General features: G+C 73.2%; 20 protein-coding genes. 11 read left to right on the forward strand and 9 right to left on the reverse strand.

What is annotated here, in order from left to right; genetic code table 11:
* Positions 1-12: 12 nt before the first annotated feature.
* Complete coding sequence (locus AC0693_RS17980) at positions 13-816, reverse strand: LysR family substrate-binding domain-containing protein (protein WP_469320714.1); 804 nt, start codon at positions 814-816, stop codon at positions 13-15.
* A 58-nt stretch (positions 817-874) separates the two neighbouring features.
* Here AC0693_RS17980 and AC0693_RS17985 point away from each other — a divergent pair, with 58 nt between their 5' ends.
* A complete protein-coding gene (locus tag AC0693_RS17985; RefSeq protein ID WP_356411945.1) occupies positions 875-1,279 on the forward strand; it encodes a DUF5997 family protein in 405 nt (134 codons plus the stop codon).
* Positions 1,280-1,394: 115 nt separating this feature from the next.
* Here the strand turns inward: AC0693_RS17985 and AC0693_RS17990 are convergent, their stop codons facing one another.
* From AC0693_RS17990 to AC0693_RS18010, 5 genes are all read right to left on the reverse strand, one after another.
* Positions 1,395-1,811, reverse strand: coding sequence for a VOC family protein (locus tag AC0693_RS17990; RefSeq protein WP_356411947.1), 417 nt, complete (start codon positions 1,809-1,811; stop codon positions 1,395-1,397).
* Between the two features lie 10 nt (positions 1,812-1,821).
* Complete coding sequence (locus tag AC0693_RS17995) at positions 1,822-2,319, reverse strand: helix-turn-helix transcriptional regulator (protein ID WP_478802326.1); 498 nt, start codon at positions 2,317-2,319, stop codon at positions 1,822-1,824.
* A gap of 32 nt (positions 2,320-2,351) precedes the next feature.
* Positions 2,352-3,089: a VOC family protein gene (locus AC0693_RS18000; RefSeq protein ID WP_478802327.1), complete on the reverse strand. Its 738-nt coding sequence runs from the start codon at positions 3,087-3,089 to the stop codon at positions 2,352-2,354.
* A gap of 72 nt (positions 3,090-3,161) precedes the next feature.
* Positions 3,162-3,509: a nuclear transport factor 2 family protein gene (locus AC0693_RS18005; RefSeq protein ID WP_469320717.1), complete on the reverse strand. Its 348-nt coding sequence runs from the start codon at positions 3,507-3,509 to the stop codon at positions 3,162-3,164.
* Positions 3,506-4,117, reverse strand: a complete 612-nt coding sequence (locus tag AC0693_RS18010) for a TetR/AcrR family transcriptional regulator (RefSeq protein WP_478802328.1) — start codon at positions 4,115-4,117, stop codon at positions 3,506-3,508. The genes AC0693_RS18005 and AC0693_RS18010 overlap by 4 nt, the downstream gene beginning before the upstream one ends.
* 156 nt (positions 4,118-4,273) lie before the next feature.
* On the opposite strand from AC0693_RS18010, the gene argC reads away from it, so the two are divergent.
* Genes argC through AC0693_RS18040 form a run of 6 tightly spaced genes read left to right on the forward strand, consistent with a single transcriptional unit; the run spans position 4,274 to position 10,038 of the window.
* Entirely contained in the window at positions 4,274-5,314 is a 1,041-nt protein-coding gene (gene argC / locus AC0693_RS18015; protein WP_478741984.1) for an N-acetyl-gamma-glutamyl-phosphate reductase, read from the forward strand.
* On the forward strand, positions 5,311-6,471 hold the full coding sequence (gene argJ / locus AC0693_RS18020; RefSeq protein ID WP_478741983.1) for a bifunctional glutamate N-acetyltransferase/amino-acid acetyltransferase ArgJ: 1,161 nt from the start codon (positions 5,311-5,313) through the stop codon (positions 6,469-6,471). The genes argC and argJ overlap by 4 nt, the downstream gene beginning before the upstream one ends.
* Complete coding sequence (argB, locus tag AC0693_RS18025; protein ID WP_356411966.1) at positions 6,468-7,388, forward strand: acetylglutamate kinase; 921 nt, start codon at positions 6,468-6,470, stop codon at positions 7,386-7,388. Before argJ ends, argB begins: the two co-directional genes overlap by 4 nt.
* Positions 7,385-8,644: an acetylornithine transaminase gene (locus AC0693_RS18030; RefSeq protein ID WP_356411969.1), complete on the forward strand. Its 1,260-nt coding sequence runs from the start codon at positions 7,385-7,387 to the stop codon at positions 8,642-8,644. The genes argB and AC0693_RS18030 overlap by 4 nt, the downstream gene beginning before the upstream one ends.
* Before the next feature lie 7 nt (positions 8,645-8,651).
* Positions 8,652-9,215: an arginine repressor gene (locus tag AC0693_RS18035; RefSeq protein WP_356411972.1), complete on the forward strand. Its 564-nt coding sequence runs from the start codon at positions 8,652-8,654 to the stop codon at positions 9,213-9,215.
* A gap of 16 nt (positions 9,216-9,231) precedes the next feature.
* Positions 9,232-10,038: a hypothetical protein gene (locus tag AC0693_RS18040; protein WP_478802329.1), complete on the forward strand. Its 807-nt coding sequence runs from the start codon at positions 9,232-9,234 to the stop codon at positions 10,036-10,038.
* A gap of 21 nt (positions 10,039-10,059) precedes the next feature.
* Here AC0693_RS18040 and AC0693_RS18045 read toward each other — a convergent pair whose 3' ends face one another.
* Together AC0693_RS18045 and AC0693_RS18050 are read right to left on the reverse strand one after the other, a co-directional pair.
* Entirely contained in the window at positions 10,060-10,773 is a 714-nt protein-coding gene (locus tag AC0693_RS18045; RefSeq protein WP_469332311.1) for a L,D-transpeptidase family protein, read from the reverse strand.
* Between the two features lie 80 nt (positions 10,774-10,853).
* Positions 10,854-12,506 carry a hypothetical protein gene (locus AC0693_RS18050; RefSeq protein ID WP_478802330.1) on the reverse strand — a complete coding sequence of 551 codons (1,653 nt, stop codon included), beginning with the start codon at positions 12,504-12,506 and terminating at the stop codon, positions 10,854-10,856.
* A gap of 119 nt (positions 12,507-12,625) precedes the next feature.
* On the opposite strand from AC0693_RS18050, the gene AC0693_RS18055 reads away from it, so the two are divergent.
* Both AC0693_RS18055 and argH read left to right on the forward strand, forming a co-directional pair.
* Positions 12,626-13,819, forward strand: a complete 1,194-nt coding sequence (locus AC0693_RS18055) for an argininosuccinate synthase (RefSeq protein ID WP_356411980.1) — start codon at positions 12,626-12,628, stop codon at positions 13,817-13,819.
* 105 nt (positions 13,820-13,924) lie between these two features.
* Complete coding sequence (gene argH / locus AC0693_RS18060) at positions 13,925-15,352, forward strand: argininosuccinate lyase (RefSeq protein ID WP_356411983.1); 1,428 nt, start codon at positions 13,925-13,927, stop codon at positions 15,350-15,352.
* 69 nt (positions 15,353-15,421) lie between these two features.
* Here the strand turns inward: argH and AC0693_RS18065 are convergent, their stop codons facing one another.
* Positions 15,422-15,937 carry an HAD domain-containing protein gene (locus AC0693_RS18065; protein WP_478802331.1) on the reverse strand — a complete coding sequence of 172 codons (516 nt, stop codon included), beginning with the start codon at positions 15,935-15,937 and terminating at the stop codon, positions 15,422-15,424.
* An 85-nt stretch (positions 15,938-16,022) separates the two neighbouring features.
* Here AC0693_RS18065 and AC0693_RS18070 point away from each other — a divergent pair, with 85 nt between their 5' ends.
* On the forward strand, positions 16,023-16,574 hold the full coding sequence (locus tag AC0693_RS18070; protein ID WP_469320330.1) for a TetR/AcrR family transcriptional regulator: 552 nt from the start codon (positions 16,023-16,025) through the stop codon (positions 16,572-16,574).
* Positions 16,571-18,118, forward strand: a complete 1,548-nt coding sequence (locus tag AC0693_RS18075) for an MFS transporter (protein WP_478802332.1) — start codon at positions 16,571-16,573, stop codon at positions 18,116-18,118. Before AC0693_RS18070 ends, AC0693_RS18075 begins: the two co-directional genes overlap by 4 nt.
* Positions 18,119-18,190 lie beyond the last annotated feature (72 nt).

Raw genomic sequence — 18,190 nt, forward strand, 5'->3', positions numbered from 1 at the left:
GAAAGAGAGGGCTCAGCGGCCGCGCGGTTTGCCCCGCTTGGCGCCGCCCTTGCCGCCGCCCTTCGCGGTGCCGCCCTTGGCGCCGCCGCCTCCGGAGGCGCCGCGCGGGTTCTTGCCGCCCGTCGGCTTGCCGCCGGCCGGCTTGCGGCGCGCCGCCGCGGCGTCGGGGCGCTTGGCCTTCTTCGGCTGCGGCGGGGTCGGCGTACGCCCGCGCGAGCTGTTGACCGTACGCCCGCGCACGATCCCGATGAACTCCTCGACCAGCTCAGGGGTCTCGTCCGCCTCCGGCCACGACAGCGCGACCCGCGATTCGGGCGCCCCCGTCAGCGGCCGGTAGGTGAGGTCCTTGCGGTGGTGCAGGCGTGCGAGGGACTGCGGCACGGCGAGGACGCCGATGCCCGCCGCCACCAGCTCGATCGCGTCCGCCGTCGTCTCGGGGCGGGCGAGCGCGGGCCTGCCCGGCAGCTGCTCCCATTCGAGGGTGTCGTCGAGGGGATGCAGCACGATCTCGTCGGCCAGGTCGCCCGTGGACACCTCTTCGGCCGTGGTGATCAGGTGGTCCTTGGGGATCACGACCACGGTGGTCTCGGTGTAGAGGGGGATCGCGCTGAGGTCCGTACGGTCGATCGGCAGGCGCACGAAGCCCGCGTCGGCGCCGCCGTCGCGCAGCAGGGCGGGCGCCTCCCCGGGGGTCACCTGGACCAGGGTCAGCGGGACGTCGGGCAGCCGCTCGTTCCAGATCCGCACCCACTTGGTGGGCGTCACTCCCGGGACGTATGCGAGCCGGAACGAAGGGGGTGTTTCCGAGCCTGTCACCCGGCCAGGTTACCGGGCGTGGTCGGAGGTGGCGCACACGCTCGATACTCTTGACCCCATGACGTCGCACCAGAACACCCAGACCATGAAGCCCGCGACCGCGGCGAAGAAACTGGGTGTGTACCTCGAGGCCACACCCGCCGAGTTCCAGGAGGGTGTCGTCTCCCGGGCCGAGCTGAGTGCGCTCCAGGCCGATCCGCCCCAGTGGCTCCAGGACCTGCGCCTCAACGGTCCGCACCCGCGTCCCGTCGTCGCGTCCAAGCTCGGCGTCTCCATCGCCGGTCTCGCGCGCGGGGGCGTCACCGAGGCCCTCACCACCGAGCAGATCGAAGCCATCAAGGCCGAGATGCCCGAGTGGCTGCAGAAGGAGCGCGCCACGCAGGCCGAGGTCCGCAAGGAGACGGTCCGCATCAAGGAGCGCAACGCGGAGCGCGCGGCGAAGTCCGGCGACCAGCGTTCCTGAGCGCGGTCCGCTCCACGCCGCTGCCCCACGCCCCACGCCCCGCACCCCGTGCGGTGACCGGTGCCCCGGACCCGCGGCTCACGCCGCCGGGTCCGGGGCACCGCCGCGTGCGGGCTCAGCGTGCGCGCGGCTGGTTGAAGCGCAGCATGTTGCCGGACGGGTCGCGGAAGGCGCAGTCGCGCACGCCGTAGGGCTGGTCGGCCGGTTCCTGCAGCACCTCGCCGCCCGCGGCCCGGATGCGGGCGAAGGTGGCGTCGACGTCGTCCGTCGTGAAGATCACGCCGCGGAGCATGCCCTTGGCCAGCAGTTCCGCCATCGCCTGCTTGTCGGCCGGCGAGGCGTTGGGGTTGGCGAGCGGCGGCTCCAGGACGACCTCCACGTCGGGCTGCTCCGGCGAGCCGACGGTGACCCAGCGCATCCCCTCGAAGCCGACGTCGTTGCGTACTTCCAGGCCGAGGATGTCGCGGTAGAAGGCGAGGGCCTTGTCGTGGTCGTCGACCGCGATGAAACACTGCGAGAGCTTGATGGTCATGACGGCGACGCTACGACGTGACGCCGGTTTCCGCCTGCGGTTCGGCCCCCGTGTCCGCAGCCCCGTCCGCGCCGGCGTCGGGGCGCTGGGCCCTGGCGGCGGGCCCGTTCCTGGCCGGGCGGGTGAGGATCTTGGCCACGCACGCCGGGATGGCGGCTCCGTCGTCGTGACGGCGGGCCCGGTAGGCGCTCGGACTCTCGCCGACCAGCTCGGTGAACCGGGAGCTGAACGATCCCAGCGAGGTGCATCCGACCGCGAAGCAGACCTCGGTCACGCTCAGGTCACCGCGGCGCAGCAGCGCCTTCGCCCGCTCGACCCGGCGGGTCATCAGGTAGCTGTACGGCGTCTCGCCGAAGGCCGTGCGGAAGCTGCGGGAGAAGTGCCCGGGGGACATCAGGGCGATGTCCGCCAGGGCGGGAACGTCCAGCGGCTGCGCGTAGTCGCGGTCCATCGCGTCCCGGGCGCGCCGCAGCCGTACGAGATCCTCGATCGTCACGCCCACCAGCATCGCACGCGGCTCCCGGCGCCCCCGCGGGCGTGTCAGCGCGGGGAGAGGACGCAGAACTCGTTGCCCTCGGGGTCGGCCAGGACCGTCCACGGGACGTCGCCCTGGCCGAGGTCGACGTCGGTGGCGCCGAGGGCCCGCAGCCGGGCCGCCTCCGCGGCCGTGTCGCCCCCGGGATAGGGGCGCAGGTCGAGGTGGGTGCGGTTCTTCACGGTCTTCGCGTCCGGCGTGCGGACGAATTCCAGGTACGGGCCGACCTGCGCGGCGGAGCGCAGCACCGCCTGGTCGCCGGTCACCCGGTGCAGGGTCCAGTCCATCGCCCCGCCCCAGAACCGGGCCATGGCCCGCGGATCCGCGCAGTCGACCACCACCGCGGCCATCGGCCCGGTGTCGCGGTAGACCGGCCGGGGCTCCAGCACGCAGAACTCGTTGCCCTCCGGGTCGGCCAGGACCGTCCAGGGGACGTCGCCCTGGCCGATGCCGGCGGGCGTCGCGCCGAGCGCCAGCAGGCGGGCGACCAGCTCCTCCTGATGGGCGGCCGAGGTGGTGGCCAGGTCGATGTGCACCCGGTTCTTCACCGTCTTGGGTTCCGGGACGCGCACCACGTCGATGCACACGGCGGTGGGGCCGGGATAGGCGAACCCCACGGGCGCGAGGTTGGTGACGCCGGGCCCCTCGCTGTCCAGGCCCCAGCCGAGCACCTCCGCCCAGAAGCGGCCGACCGCGCGGTCGTCCCGGGCGTCCATCGCGAGCTGCACCAGCCGTGTCGTCATGGATCCGACCCTATGCACGCCGCGCCCGCCGCCCGGGCATCCGGCGCCGCCGTCCCGGCACCCCTGAGGCCGTCAGGCGGGCAGGAAGTACCCGGTCACGTCGGCGAGGCGGCCGTCCCGGTGCACCGCGCTGCTCACGCCCGTCATGAAGGTCCCGCCGTCCGGGCCGATCTGGGTCCAGCGGGCCAGGGACCGGTCGTGGTGGTCCAGGACCTCGTCTATGCGGAAGCGGTGTCCGGGAAACGCCCCGGCGAACCCGTTCATGTAGGCGTCGAGCGCGGCCAGGCCGCCGACTTCGGTGCCGGGGTCCCGGTAGGCGACGTCGTCGACCGCGACCGCGCCGAGCGCGTCGAGCCGTACCGAGGGGTCGGCCGACCAGCAGGCGGCGTAGTCGTCCCAGAGCTGCTGTTGGTCACTCATCGCTGTTCCTCTTCGTTGGCGTGCCGGGCACCGACCGATGTCAGTGCTCCGTCGGTGATGGTGTGGAGCTTCGCGGCGTCCGTGCCCGACCGGACGAGCACCAGCAGGCCCTGGTAGAGCGCCAGGAGCAGCGCGGCCGCGCCCGCGACGTCGAGGTCCGCGGGCACCAGGCCCAGGGCGCGGGCCCGGGTCAGCGCGGCGGCGAAACCGGACTCGATGGTTTCCAGGCCCCGGCGCACGCCCGGTGTCGCCTGCGGAACGGTGAACGACTCCACCGCGGTGTTGGTGAGCAGGCACCCCGGGTCCGGTCCGTCGGTGACGCCGGTCTCGAACGCCGAGGTGAAGAAGGAGCGGATGCCGGCGACGGGGTCCTGCGCGTCCCGCAGGTGGACGCGGACCCGGCCCTCCACCACGCGCTCGTTGTAGGCGTCCAGCGCGGCGCTGAACAGGCCTTCCTTGCTGTGGAAGGCCCGGTACAGGCTGCCCGGGTGCATGCCGGTCGCCTCTTCGAGGTCGCGCAGCGAGGCGCCGAGGTAGCCGCGGCGCCGGAAGAGGCCCATGGCGGACGCCAGCACCTCGTCCTGGTCCCACACCTGTTTGCGGCCCATCGCGCTCCCTTTCGTTGGGCGACCGCTTTTGTTGAACGATCGCTCACAAAAAATAGCACGCGGAACGCTCCTGCGCGAAGATCGGTTGATGTCATCCCGAGCTTTGCATAAACGTGCATCGATACGTATAGTCATGCCGTCGACGAGGAGGGTCCGATGGTGGTTCGTGTAGCGGTGGCCGGAGCGAGCGGGTACGCGGGCGGGGAACTCCTGCGCCTGCTCCTGGCCCACCCCGAGGTCGAGATCGGCGCGCTGACCGCCAACTCCAACGCCGGGCAGCTCCTGGGCCCCCTCCAGCCGCACCTCGTGCCGCTGGCCGGGCGTACGCTCGAAGCGACCACCCCCGAGGTGCTCGCCGGGCCGGACGCGCCGCACGACGTCGTCTTCCTCGCCCTGCCGCACGGCCAGTCGGCCGCCGTCGCCGCCCGGCTCGGCGAGGACGTCCTCGTCGTCGACATGGGCGCCGACCACCGGCTGCGGTCCGCCGCCGACTGGGACGCCTTCTACGGCGCCCCCCACGCCGGCACCTGGCCCTACGGCCTCCCCGAGCTGCCCGGCGCCCGCGCCGCGCTGGCCGGGTCGAAGCGGGTGGCGGTCCCCGGCTGCTACCCGACCGCCGTCTCCCTCGCCCTCCTCCCCGCCTACCAGGACGGCCTCGCCGAGCCCGAGGCTGTGATCGTCGCCGCCACCGGGACCTCCGGCGCGGGCAAGGCGCTCAAGCCGCACCTGCTCGGCTCCGAGGTGATGGGCTCCATGAGCCCGTACGGCGTGGGCGGCGGCCACCGGCACACCCCCGAGATGGTGCAGAACCTCTCGGCCGTCGCCGGACGGCGCGTCTCGGTGTCCTTCACCCCGACCCTCGCGCCGATGGCGCGCGGCATCCTGGCGACCTGCTCGGCCAAGGCGGTGCCGGGCACCACCGCCGAGTCGGTGCGCGCGGCGTACGAGAAGGCGTACGCGGACGAGCCCTTCGTCCACCTGCTCCCCGAGGGCCAGTGGCCCGCGACCGCGTCCGTCTACGGTTCCAACGCCGTTCAGGTCCAGGTCGCGTACGACGCGTCGGCGCAGCGGATCATCGCGATCAGCGCCATCGACAACCTGACCAAGGGCACCGCCGGTGGCGCGGTGCAGAGCATGAACATCGCTCTCGGGCTCGACGAGGGCCTGGGTCTTTCCACGATCGGAGTCGCACCGTGAGTGTCACGGCAGCACAAGGTTTCAGCGCGGCGGGCATCGCCGCCGGAATCAAGGCGAACGGCAACCCGGACCTGGCCCTCGTGGTCAACCACGGCCCCCGCCTGGCCGCGGCGGGCGTCTTCACCTCCAACCGCGTGAAGGCCGCCCCCGTCCTCTGGTCCGAGCAGGTGCTGCGCGGAGGTACCGTCAGCGCCGTGGTCCTCAACTCCGGCGGCGCCAACGCCTGCACCGGCCCGCGCGGCTTCCAGGACACCCACGCCACCGCCGAGAAGGCCGCCGCCGTCCTCGGCGGCGCGCACAACGCCGGGGAGATCGCGGTGGCCTCCACCGGGCTGATCGGCGTCCTGCTGCCGATGGACAAGCTGCTGCCCGGCATCGAGAGCGCCGCCGCAGCGCTCACCGCCGACGGCGGCGAGGCCGCGGCGATCGCCATCAAGACCACCGACACGGTCCACAAGACCGCGACCGTCTCGCACGCCGCGGGCTGGACCGTCGGCGGCATGGCCAAGGGCGCGGGCATGCTCGCCCCGGGCCTGGCCACCATGCTCGTCGTCCTCACCACCGACGCCGACCTGGACAGCGCCACCCTCGACAAGGCGCTGCGGGACGCGACCCGCACCACCTTCGACCGGGTCGACTCCGACGGCTGCATGTCCACCAACGACACGGTGCTGCTGCTCGCCTCCGGCGCGTCCGCCACGGTGCCGGCGTACGAGGAGTTCGCCGAGGCCGTACGGACCGTCTGCGACGACCTCGCCCGCCAGCTCATCGGCGACGCCGAGGGCGCCAGCAAGGACATCCGCATCGAGGTCGTGAACGCGGCCGGCGAGGACGACGCCGTCGAGGTGGGCCGGTCCATCGCCCGGAACAACCTGCTCAAGTGCGCCATCCACGGCGAGGACCCGAACTGGGGCCGGGTGCTCTCCGCGATCGGCACCACGAAGGCCGCCTTCGACCCGGACCGGCTGAACGTCGCCATCAACGGGATCTGGGTCTGCAAGAACGGCTGCGTCGGCGAGGACCGCGACCTGGTCTCGATGAAGGGCCGCGAGGTCCGCATCACCGCCGACCTGGCCGCCGGCAGCGAGTCCGCGGTCATCTGGGCCAACGACCTGACCGCCGACTACGTCCACGAGAACAGCGCGTACTCCTCATGAGCGGCGCCCCCGGCAGTGCCCGCAAGCACACAGCGCTCCCCAAGGCCGAGATCCTCATCGAGGCGCTTCCCTGGCTGACCCGCCACAACGGCAAGGTCGTCGTCATCAAGTTCGGCGGCAACGCCATGATCGACGAGGACCTGAAGGCCGCCTTCGCGCAGGACGTCGTCTTCCTGCGCCAGGCCGGCCTCAAGCCGGTCGTCGTGCACGGCGGCGGCCCGCAGATCAACGCCCAGCTCGACCGGCACGGCCTGGTCAGCGAGTTCAAGGCGGGCCTGCGCGTCACCACCCCGGAAGCCATGGACGTCGTACGGATGGTGCTCGCCGGGCAGGTCCAGCGCCAGCTGGTCGGCCTGCTCAACCAGCACGGGCCGCTCGCCGTCGGCATGACCGGCGAGGACGCCCACACCATCACCGCCGTCCAGCACCGGCCGGAGATCGACGGGGAACGCGTCGACATCGGCCGGGTCGGCGAGATCACCGCCATCGACACCGGCGCGATCGAGGCGCTGCTGGCGGACGGCCGGATCCCGGTCATCTCCTCCATCGCGCGCAGCGCCGACGACGCGCACGTCTACAACGTCAACGCCGACACCGCGGCCGCCGCGCTCGCCGCCGCCCTCGGCGCCGAGACCCTGATGGTCCTCACCGACGTCGAGGGGCTGTACGCGGACTGGCCCCACAGCGACGAGGTCATCAGCAGGCTGACCGTCAGCGAGCTGGAGAAGCTGCTGCCCGAGCTGTCCAGCGGCATGGTCCCCAAGATGGAGGGCTGCCTGCACGCCGTCCGCGGCGGCGTGAGCACCGCCCGGGTGATCGACGGGCGGGTCCAGCACTCGATCCTGCTGGAGATCTTCACCGACGAGGGCATCGGCACGATGGTCGTGCCCGACGCAGAGGGAGGGACATCCGCGTGAGCGGGAACAGCGCGCAGCAGACGGACCGGACGAACCCGGCCGACCGGACCCAGCGGCCGACGCCGTCCAACGAGGCCTACCGGGCCCGCTGGCAGGCGGCGCTCACCGACAACTACGGCACCCCCGCGCTCGCCCTCGTCCGCGGCGCGGGCGCCCAGGTCTGGGACGCCGACGGCAAGCAGTACACCGACTTCGTCGGCGGCATCGCCGTCAACGCCCTCGGCCACGCCCACCCGGCGGTCGTCGGCGCCGTCTCCCACCAGATCGCCTCGCTGGGCCACGTCTCCAACCTCTACGCCTCCGAGCCCGTCCTCGCCCTCGGCGAACGGCTGCTCCAGCTCTTCGGCCGCACCGGCCGGGTTTTCTTCTGCAACTCCGGAGCCGAAGCGGTCGAGGCGGCCTTCAAGGTCGGCCGGCTGACCGGGCGGCCGCACATGGTCGCCACCACCGGCGGCTTCCACGGCCGCACCATGGGCGCCCTCGCCCTGACCGGCCAGCCCGCCAAGCAGACCCCCTTCCTGCCGCTGCCCGGCGACGTCACGCACGTGCCCTACGGCGACGTGGACGCCCTGCGGGCCGCCGTCACCGAGGACACCGCCCTCGTCCTGATCGAGCCGATCCAGGGCGAGAACGGCGTGGTCGTCCCGCCGCCCGGTTACCTGACCGCCGCCCGCGAGATCACCCGCGCCACCGGCACCCTCCTCGCCCTCGACGAGGTGCAGACCGGCATCGGCCGCTGCGGCCAGTGGTTCGAACACCAGGCGCACGAGGGCGTCGAACCCGACCTCGTCACGCTCGCGAAGGGTCTGGGCGGCGGTCTGCCGATCGGCGCCCTCGCCGCCTTCGGCCCGGCGGCCGACCTGCTGCGGCCCGGCCAGCACGGCACCACCTTCGGCGGGAACCCGGTCGCCTGCGCCGCCGGACTGGCCGTCATCGACACCATCGCCGCCGACGGACTCCTCGACCGGGTCAAGGAGCGCGGCGAGCGGCTGCGCTCCGGAATCGAGGGCAGCGGGCACCCGCTGGTCGCCCGTGTCCGCGGTGCGGGCCTCCTGCTGGGTATCGTGCTGACCGAGCCCCTCGCACCACAGGTGCAGCAGGCGGCTCAGGATGCCGGCTTCCTGGTCAACGCGCCCGCCCCCGACGTCGTACGGCTGATGCCGCCGTTCGTACTCACCGAGGCCGAGGCGGACGCGTTCCTCCGGGCCCTGCCGGGCATCCTCGACGCGGCCCACGGGGACGGATCCGGAGAATGAGACGACGATGAGCCAGGCGCAGGAACACGAGCCGTGGGAGTCCCCCCGGACGGAGTCCGGGGGAGGCCAGTCCGTTCCGCAGACCCGGACCGCCCGCCACCGCCGGATCGTGGACATCCTCAACCGGCAGCCGGTGCGCTCCCAGAGCCAGTTGGCGAAGCTGCTCGCCGACGACGGGCTGAGCGTCACCCAGGCGACGCTCTCCCGGGACCTCGACGAGCTGGGCGCGGTGAAGATCCGCAACACCAACGGCGAGCTGATCTACGCGGTACCGAGCGAGGGCGGCTTCCGCACCCCGCAGGCCCCGCTGGGCGAGTCGGCGAAGGAGGAGCGCATGCGGCGCCTCTCCGGCGAACTGCTGATCTCCGCGGAGGCCTCCGCGAACCTCGTGGTCCTGCGCACCCCGCCGGGTGCCGCCCAGTTCCTCGCCTCGGCGATCGACCAGGCCGAACTCCAGGCCATCCTCGGCACGATCGCGGGCGACGACACCCTCATGCTGATCAGCCGCGATCCGGCGGGCGGTCAGGCACTCGCCGATCACCTCCTGCGTCTGGCGCAGAAGGAGGGCTGAGGGCGACCCTGGGGGCATGAGCCAACACCCCCTCTGGGCAGCGGTGTTCGAGGCCGCTGCCGTCGCCCTCGCCTGTTACGCCGTGCTCGGTGTGCTGTGGCGGCTGCGTGACCGGGCCGACCGGGCCGCGGCCGACGTGCTGGCCACCGCCCCGCCCGATCCGTACCACGCGGTGGCCGTGGCGGGCCGCGGCGAGGACACGCACCGCCCTGCGGTCGCCCGGCTGCTGCTGGACGGATCCGTGGAGATCGACGCGCGGGGCCTGCTGACCCTCGCTCCCGGCGGCCCGCACCGGGGGCCCGAACCTGGTCCCGCGCCGGTGCACCCGCTGCCCGCCGCCGTCCTGGCCGCGCTGATCCGCCGGGACCGGCCGACCGGCCTGGCCGACCTGTCCGGGGACAGCGCACTGCGCGCCGCCCGCGAGGCCTTCCTCTCCGCCGAGGACGCGAAGTACCCGCGCCTGGCCGCGATCCGGGTCCGCGACCGGCTCGCCGACGCCGCGATCCTGCTGATCATGGCGGTGGTCGCCTGGTACAGCTTCCAGCTGGTGGTGCTCTCCCGGCCGGACACCCTGCGGGGGATCGTGCTGATGGGCACCTTCGTGCTCGCGGTGGCCGTCGGCGCCTGCGGCGCCCTGCTCGCGGCCATGGTCATGGTGCGGGTGTGGCCGAAGCGGCGCGACCCCTTCCGCGCCTACTGCGCCGCGCTGCCCCCGCACCCGGACGTCCGCGCCCTGGACCCGGAGCGGCTGGCCCGCCTCGACCACCGCGCACCGCGGCCGGTGGAGACGGACACCTGGGTGGACAGCGGCGGCGCGTTCTGACGCGGCGCGGCGGGCGGCGGCTCAGTACCGGGTCACGTCCAGCGGCCCCGACTCCGTGCCCACCGCGATGTGCGGACGCCGCTCCGGCCGGGCCCAGCGCAGGATCGCCCGCATGGACTCCTCCGGCACCGACACGCAACCCGCCGTCGCGCCCTTGCCGTTGACGTGCAGGAAGATCCCGGCGCCGCGCCCGTGCACCGGCCGGTCGTAGTTGAAGCCGATGACCAGGGCGTGCGCGTACTGCCGTGCGTAGCCCACCAGGTGCTCGGCCTCGCCGGGCGCGCAGTCGGCGGGCAGCGGATCCACCCAGCGGTTGTAGTGCACGGAGGCGTTGTCCTGGCACCACCAGGCGCCCTCACGGACCGGCCGGTAGGTGTAGGCCGTGCCCGTCGGCGCGGGCCTGATCCCGAAGGCGTACGGCAGGTCGTACAGCCCGGCGGGCGTGGTGTCCGTGCCCTGGACGCGGGTGGCGCCCTCGGTGAGGCCGTTCGCGCCGAACCGGGCGGGCGCCCGGCCCATCGGGACCCACCGCCCCGACCGGCGCTCCCACCAGGTGAGGCGGCCGGTGGTGGAACCGGCCGAGGGGGCGACGGCGGTGATCAGCTGACGGCCGCCGCCGGTGTCGGCGAGCCGGTCGGGCAGCGTGGTCTCCCGCGGCGCGGCCGGGAACGTTCCCGGCGGCAGCAGCAGGGAGCTGACGAGCAGTGAGCCGAGGAGGGCGGCGGTACGCAGCACCCTGCGGACGGTACGCCGCGCGAGCCTCGGCAGGAGGCCGCCGGGCCGCCGCCCGCCCGCTTTCCCCCGTCTGCGCCGCGTCAGGGCGTGGCGAAACCGAGCCGCGCCCGCATCCGGCGCAGGACGTGGTCGCTGAAGACCCCGGTGCAGCGCGCCAGCAGGGCGTCCACCTCCGGATCGCGCGCGGGCAGGGGCGGCGGGGCGTACGGCGACCACAGGGCCTGGAGACACTGCTCGGCCCGCCCGCGCAGGCCGGGATCCGGGTCCTCCAGCAGGGCGACGGAGGCCCGCAGGGCGGCCACACCGCCCCGGGCGTGCAGCAGCCGGTGCGCGGCCCGCCGCCGTGCCGGGGGGTTGCCGGGGCCCAGCAGCGCGGTGAGCCGCGCCTCGGGCAGCCGGTCGACCGAGGGACGCAGCGCGAGGGCCGCCTCCCGGACGACGGCCCCGGAGGGGTCGGCCAGCAGCGGCCACACGGCGTCGGCGTCGGCGGCGTCGAGCAGCCGCAGCCCGGCCACCGCACCCGCCCGCACCCCGGGCCGGGGATGCGACAGCAGGGCGCGCAGCAAGGGGGCGTCCGTGCGCCGCCCGCATTCGGCGAGCCCGAGCACGGCCCCGCCGGTCAGGGTGGCGGGGGCGGCGCACAGCTCCCGGTAACGGGCGTGCGGGTCGCCGCCGTCCTGGCCGACCAGCCAGCGGGCGCAGGCCCGTACGACGGCCACGCCGTCCGCGAGGTGATCGCCGGCCTCGGCCGCGCGGCCGAGGCGGCGCAGGGCGGTGACCCCGGCGGCCCGGACCTGCCCGGACCGGGCACCGAGCAGCAGATCGACCACGAGGTCGGCATCGGCACCCGCCTCCGCGCTCCCGCCCGCACCGTCCCGGCCCGTCACCGCGTCCCCGGCACAAGGCGCCCCGGCGGCCCGGACCTGGCCGGACCGGGCACCGAGCAGCAGATCGACCACGGCGTAGGGCCCGGCGCCCGCGCCGCCCCCGGCCCGGCCGGTCGAGGCCCGGGCGTGCGTGGCGGCGTACGGCGCCCGCTCCACCTCCGCCGCCAGGGCCGCCAGGGCCGCCAGGGCCGCCTCGGTCCACAGCCGCCGCAGCACCGCGTCGCCCTCGCGGGCGGCCCGCCGGGCCAGTTCCACCGCACCGGGGCGCGCGGACTCCAGCAGCAGCCCCCCGGCGAACCGCCGCGCGGCCGGGTCGCCGCCGCGCAGCAGCTCCTCCAGCACCCCCGCGGGAGCCTCCCGGAGCGCGGCCTCGAGCAGCTCCCGCGCCCACGCGCCCCGCTCGCGCGCCCCGAGTCGCAGCACCAGCGGGGTGAGCGCGCCCAGGGTGCGGCCCGGGTGCTCGGCCAGGGCCCGCTCCAGGAGCGCGCGGGCGCGGGTCCGTACCGGCTGGATCCAGTCGGCGCAGCGGATGACGACCAGGGGCAGCAGCGAGCCGTCCTGCCCGTGGGCCCGCAGGGCCTCTTCGCGGATCCGGCCCTCCGCGTGGCACAGCGCGGTCTCCGGCCGGGCCCGCAGCAGTGCCGCCAGTGCGCCGTCCGGGCGGGGGAGGCCCCGTACGCCCTGGTCGAGGGCGATCCACGCGGCCGGGTCGTCGGTGTCGAGCACCTCGGCCAGAGCCCCGCCCCCGGCCAGCCGCTCGGCCGCCTCGCGGCCCGCGGCCTCGTCCCACCGCCTGCGCCCGCGGTGGCGCGGCGCGTGCGTCATGGCTCTCGTGTCCCCCGTCATGGCCCGACCCTAAGTGCCGGCCACGCCCCTGACCAGCGCATTCATGCGCTCTTTGACGAAACATACGGAGTAGTGCATAGTTATGCCTGTCGTCAGATGCACCCTGTAAGGAGAAACCCGTGACCGAGCGCGTCGTACTCGCCTACTCGGGCGGCCTGGACACCTCCGTCGCCATCGGCTGGATCGCCGAGGAGACGGGCGCCGAGGTCATCGCCGTCGCCGTGGACGTCGGCCAGGGCGGCGAGGACCTGGACGTCATCCGCAAGCGCGCGCTCGACTGCGGTGCGGTCGAGGCCGAGGTCGCCGACGCCTCGGACGAGTTCGCCAACGAGTACTGCCTCCCGGCGATCAAGGCGAACGCCCTCTACATGGACCGCTACCCGCTGGTCTCGGCGCTCTCCCGGCCGGCCATCGTCAAGCACCTGGTCGCCGCGGCCAAGAAGCACGGCGCCACGACCGTCGCCCACGGCTGCACCGGCAAGGGCAACGACCAGGTCCGCTTCGAGGCGGGCATCGTCGCCCTCGCCCCGGACCTCAAGTGCATCGCCCCGGTCCGCGACTACGCGATGACGCGGGACAAGGCGATCGCCTTCTGCGAGGAGAAGCAGCTCCCGATCGCGACCACCAAGAAGTCCCCGTACTCCATCGACCAGAACGTCTTCGGGCGCGCCGTCGAGACGGGCTTCCTGGAGGACATCTGGAACGCCCCGATCGAGGACATCTACGAGTACACCTCGAACCCGGCCCTGCCGCGCGAGCCCGACGAGGTCGTCATCTCCTTCAAGGAGGGCGTCCCGGTCGCCATCGACGGCCGCCCCGTCAGCGTGCTCCAGGCCATCCAGCAGCTCAACGACCGCGCCGGCGCCCAGGGCATCGGCCGGATCGACATCGTCGAGGACCGCCTCGTCGGCATCAAGTCCCGCGAGGTCTACGAGGCGCCGGGTGCGATCGCGCTGATCACCGCCCACCAGGAGCTGGAGAACGTCACCGTCGAGCGCGAGCTGGCCCGCTACAAGCGGCAGGTCGAGCAGCGCTGGGGCGAGATGGTCTACGACGGCCTGTGGTTCTCCCCGCTCAAGCGGGCGCTGGACGGGTTCATCAACGAGGCCAACCAGCACGTCACCGGTGACATCCGGATGACCCTGCACGGCGGCCGCGCCGTGGTCACCGGCCGCAAGTCCGACGAGTCGCTGTACGACTTCAACCTCGCGACCTACGACTCGGGCGACACCTTCGACCAGTCCAAGGCGCAGGGCTTCATCGAGATCTTCGGCCTGTCCTCGAAGATCGCCGCGCGCCGCGACCTCGCCTGAGGTCCTGTCGTTACGCGTACGCGGTACGCGCAGTGCTCTGACGGCCTCCCCGGACCTCCGCGACGGGGAGGCCGTCGTACACCCACCTCTTGAGGAGCAGTAGCTGTGAGCAGCAACAACGGTGACGTCCGGCTCTGGGGCGGCCGGTTCGCCGACGGTCCCGCCGAGGCCCTCGCGAAGCTGTCCGCGTCGGTCCACTTCGACTGGCGCCTCGCGCCGTACGACATCGCCGGTTCGCGCGCCCACGCCCGCGTCCTGCACAAGGCGGGCCTGCTCACGGCCGACGAACTCCAGCGCATGTCGGACGGGCTGGACCGGCTCGCGGCCGACGTCGAGTCCGGCGCCCTGGTGGGCACCATCGCCGACGAGGACGTGCACACCGCCCTGGAGCGCGGTCTGCTGGAGCTGCTCGGCCCCGACCTCGGCGGCAAGCTGCGGGCCGGCCGCTCGCGCAACGACCAGGTCGCCACGCTCTTCCGGATGTACCTGCGCGACCACGCCCGGATCATCGGCTCGCTGATCGCCGACCTCCAGGACGCGCTCGTCGGCCTCGCCGAGGCGCACGCCGACGTGGCGATGCCCGGCCGGACCCACCTCCAGCACGCGCAGCCGGTGCTCTTCGCGCACCACGTGCTGGCGCACGTGCAGTCCCTCTCCCGGGACGCGGAGCGGCTGCGGCAGTGGGACACCCGGACCGCGGTCTCCCCGTACGGCTCGGGCGCGCTCGCGGGCTCCTCGCTCGGCCTGGACCCCGAGCAGGTGGCGGCGGACCTCGGCTTCGAGCGCGGCTCGGTCGGCAACTCCATCGACGGCACGGCCTCGCGGGACTTCGTCGCGGAGTTCGCATTCATCACGGCGATGATCGGGATCAACCTGTCCCGGATCGCCGAGGAGATCATCATCTGGAACACGAAGGAGTTCTCCTTCGTCACCCTGCACGACGCGTTCTCCACCGGCTCCTCGATCATGCCGCAGAAGAAGAACCCGGACATCGCGGAGCTGGCGCGCGGCAAGTCGGGCCGTCTCATCGGCAACCTGACCGGTCTGCTCGCCACCCTCAAGGCCCTGCCGCTGGCCTACAACCGGGACCTCCAGGAGGACAAGGAGCCGGTCTTCGACTCCTGCGACACCCTTGAGGTCCTGCTGCCCGCCTTCACCGGCATGATGGCGACCCTCACGGTCAACCGGGCGCGGATGGAGGAGCTGGCCCCGGCCGGGTTCTCCCTCGCCACCGACATCGCCGAGTGGCTGGTCCGCCAGGGAGTGCCCTTCCGGGTGGCGCACGAGGTCGCGGGCGAGTGCGTCAAGGAGTGCGAGGGCCTGGGCATCGAACTGGATGAGCTGACGGACGAGCAGTTCGCGAAGATCTCCGAGCACCTCACCCCGGAGGTCCGCACGGTCCTCAACGTGCCCGGCGCCCTGGCCTCCCGCAACGGCCGCGGCGGCACCGCCCCGAGCGCGGTCGCCGTCCAGCTGAACGAACTGAAGGCGGACCTGGTCATCCAGCACGCCTGGGCGAACCACAAGAACTAGCAGTCGTAGCAGTCGCGCAGGGGGCCGGCGGGGCGAACGCCCCGGCCGCCCCCTGCCGCGTACCCGGGCCTACGCCGCCCAGTCGGCCAGTCGCGCGAAGTCCTCCCGGAGCAGCCCGACCCGCTCGTCTATGCGCAGCAACAGGGCCCGGGCCGGGTGGCGTGGGTCGACGTACTCCCGGTCCATCGGCGTGATGTCGTCGTCGACCCACGCGAACGGCCTGCCCTGCGCGTACTCCAGGACGTACTGGGTCTTCCAGAAGGTCCCGCGGGGCGCCCTCCCGTGCATCTGCGGCCAGTCGATGAAAGGCAGCCGCGGCAGCGCCAGGTGCGGGCCGATCCAGTCGTTGGCCTCGTCCTTCCAGGTCGTCGCCCAGACCAGCTCGTACGCGTCCGCCAGCGCCAGCAGCTCCGCGCCGTGCCCCGGGTTGAGCCACACCCGCAGCGGCTTCGCGCTCTCGGCCCCCGTCCAGCCGGTGGGGCGCATCCGGTGCGTGGTGTAGCCCGCGGGACGCCGCTGCGGCTTGGCCGCGTAGGGATTCAGCGGACCGTCCACATCGATTAGCAGCAGTGGCTTCGTCGTCATCACGGCAGGATTCCTTCCGTGCCCCCGGTGGGGCATCCGAATATCCAATGAGACACCAACGTCTCATTCGGGTTATGGTTGTCTCATGGCCATGGATCGTGACCAGGTGCTCCGCGCTGCGGCGGCCCTGCTCTCCCGCAAATCGACCGCGACGATGGACGAGGTCGCCCGCGCCGCCGGCATCGGGCGCGCGACCCTGCACCGGCACTTCGCCGGGCGCGACGCCCTCGTACGGGCCCTGGAGGAACTCGGCATCCGCGAGTTCGAGATCGCCTTCGACACGGCGCGCCTCGACCAGGGGAGCGCCGTCGAGGCCCTGGGGCGCCTCGTCGCCGAGGCCGAGCCGAACGCCCTGCTGCTGGCCTTCCTCGTCACCGAGAACCAGCTCTTCGAGGGCGACGAGGTCCACGAGGGCTGGGCCCGGCTCGACGCCCGCGTCTCGGCGCTCTTCAAGCGCGGCCAGCAGGAGGGCGACATCCGGATCGACCTGAGCCCGGCCTGGCTCACCGAAGCCCTGTACGGGCTCATCGGCACCTGCGCCTGGGCCGTCATGGACGGCCGGGTCGCCGCCAAGGACTTCCATTACATGATCACCGAGTTGCTGCTCGGTGGCGCACGACGGAGCGTGGAGAAATGACCAGAACCGAAGAGCTGAGCAGGCGGAAGGGGACGGAGGACGGCAAGAGCCCCGGGCGCTGGGTCGCGCTCTCGGTCCTCGTGCTGGCCGTGCTGCTGGTCGCGGTCGACGCCACCGTCCTCGGCCTCGCCACGCCCTCCCTGAGCGAAGACCTCAAGCCGTCCGGCACCCAGCTGCTGTGGATCGGCGACGTCTACTCCTTCGTCATCGCCGGTCTGCTCGTCTCCATGGGCTCCCTCGGCGACCGCATCGGCCGCAAGAAGCTGCTGCTGCTCGGCGCCACCGCCTTCGGCATCGTCTCGGTCCTGAACGCCTACGCGACCAGCCCCGAGATGATGATCGTGGCCCGCGCGCTGCTCGGCGTCGCCGGCGCGACCCTGATGCCGTCCACCCTCGCGCTGATCCGCAACATCTTCCACGACCCCAAGGAACGCAGCCTCGCCATCGGCATCTGGGGCGCCACCGCCTCGGCCGGCGCCGCCATCGGCCCCGTGATCGGCGGTGCGCTGCTCCAGCACTTCTACTGGGGTTCGGTCTTCCTCATCAACCTGCCCGTGATGATCGTGCTGGTCGTCGTCGGCATCAAGCTGCTGCCCGAATCGAAGAGCCCCGCGAAGGGCCCCTGGGACCTGCTCAGCGTCGCCCTCTCGCTCGTCGGCATCATCGGCGTCGTCTACGCCGTCAAGCAGGCCGCCACCGACGGCCTCACCTGGGAGGTCTGGACGGCCGCGGTCCTCGGCGCCGCCATGCTCTACGCCTTCGTCCGCCGCCAGCACACGCTGGCCGCGCCCCTGCTCGACATGAAGCTCTTCAAGCACCGCGGCTTCTCCGGCGCGGTCCTCGCCGACCTGCTCACCGTCTTCGGCCTCTCCGGCCTGGTCTTCTTCCTCTCGCAGTTCCTCCAGCTCGTCCAGGGCCGCGAGCCGCTGGAAGCGGGCCTGGCCGAACTGCCCGCCGCCGTCGGCGCGGTGGTCACCGGTCTGCTCGCGGGCCGCTTCGCCCGCAAGTACTCCGTACGCGTCGTCGTCACCGGCGGGCTCGCCGCGATCGGCCTGGCGCTGGGCGCCCTCACCGTCATCGGCAAGGAGACCGGCTACCCGCTGCTCGGCGCCGCCCTGCTCGTCGTCGGCCTCGGCGCGGGCTTCTCCTTCACCGTCACCGCCGACGTGATCCTCTCCAGCGTGCCCAAGGAGCAGGCCGGTTCGGCCTCGGCCGTCTCCGAGACGGCGTACGAACTCGGCGCCGCCCTCGGCATCGCCCTGCTCGGCTCCATCGTCACCGGGGTCTACCAGACCTTCACCGCCCCGGCTTCGGTCTCCGGACCGGTCGCCACCGCCGCGCACGAATCCCTCGGCGGGGCCGTCGAGGCGGCCAGGACGCTCGACCCGCACACCGCCCAGGTGATGGTCGACGCGGCCCAGGAGGCCTTCGTGGACGGCCTGCGGCTCGCCGCGGGCGTCGGCGCGGCCGTCCTGCTCGCCACGGCCGCCGCCGCCTGGTTCCTGCTCAAGGGCCAGGAGTTGCAGGACGGCCTCGAACACTGACGCTGCGGCAGCGTCCCGGGGCAGACCCAAGGGGCGCTGTCGTGCGCGGAGTTGACACGGTGATCATGCGCA

Source organism: Streptomyces sp. NPDC043876 (assembly GCF_056435825.1).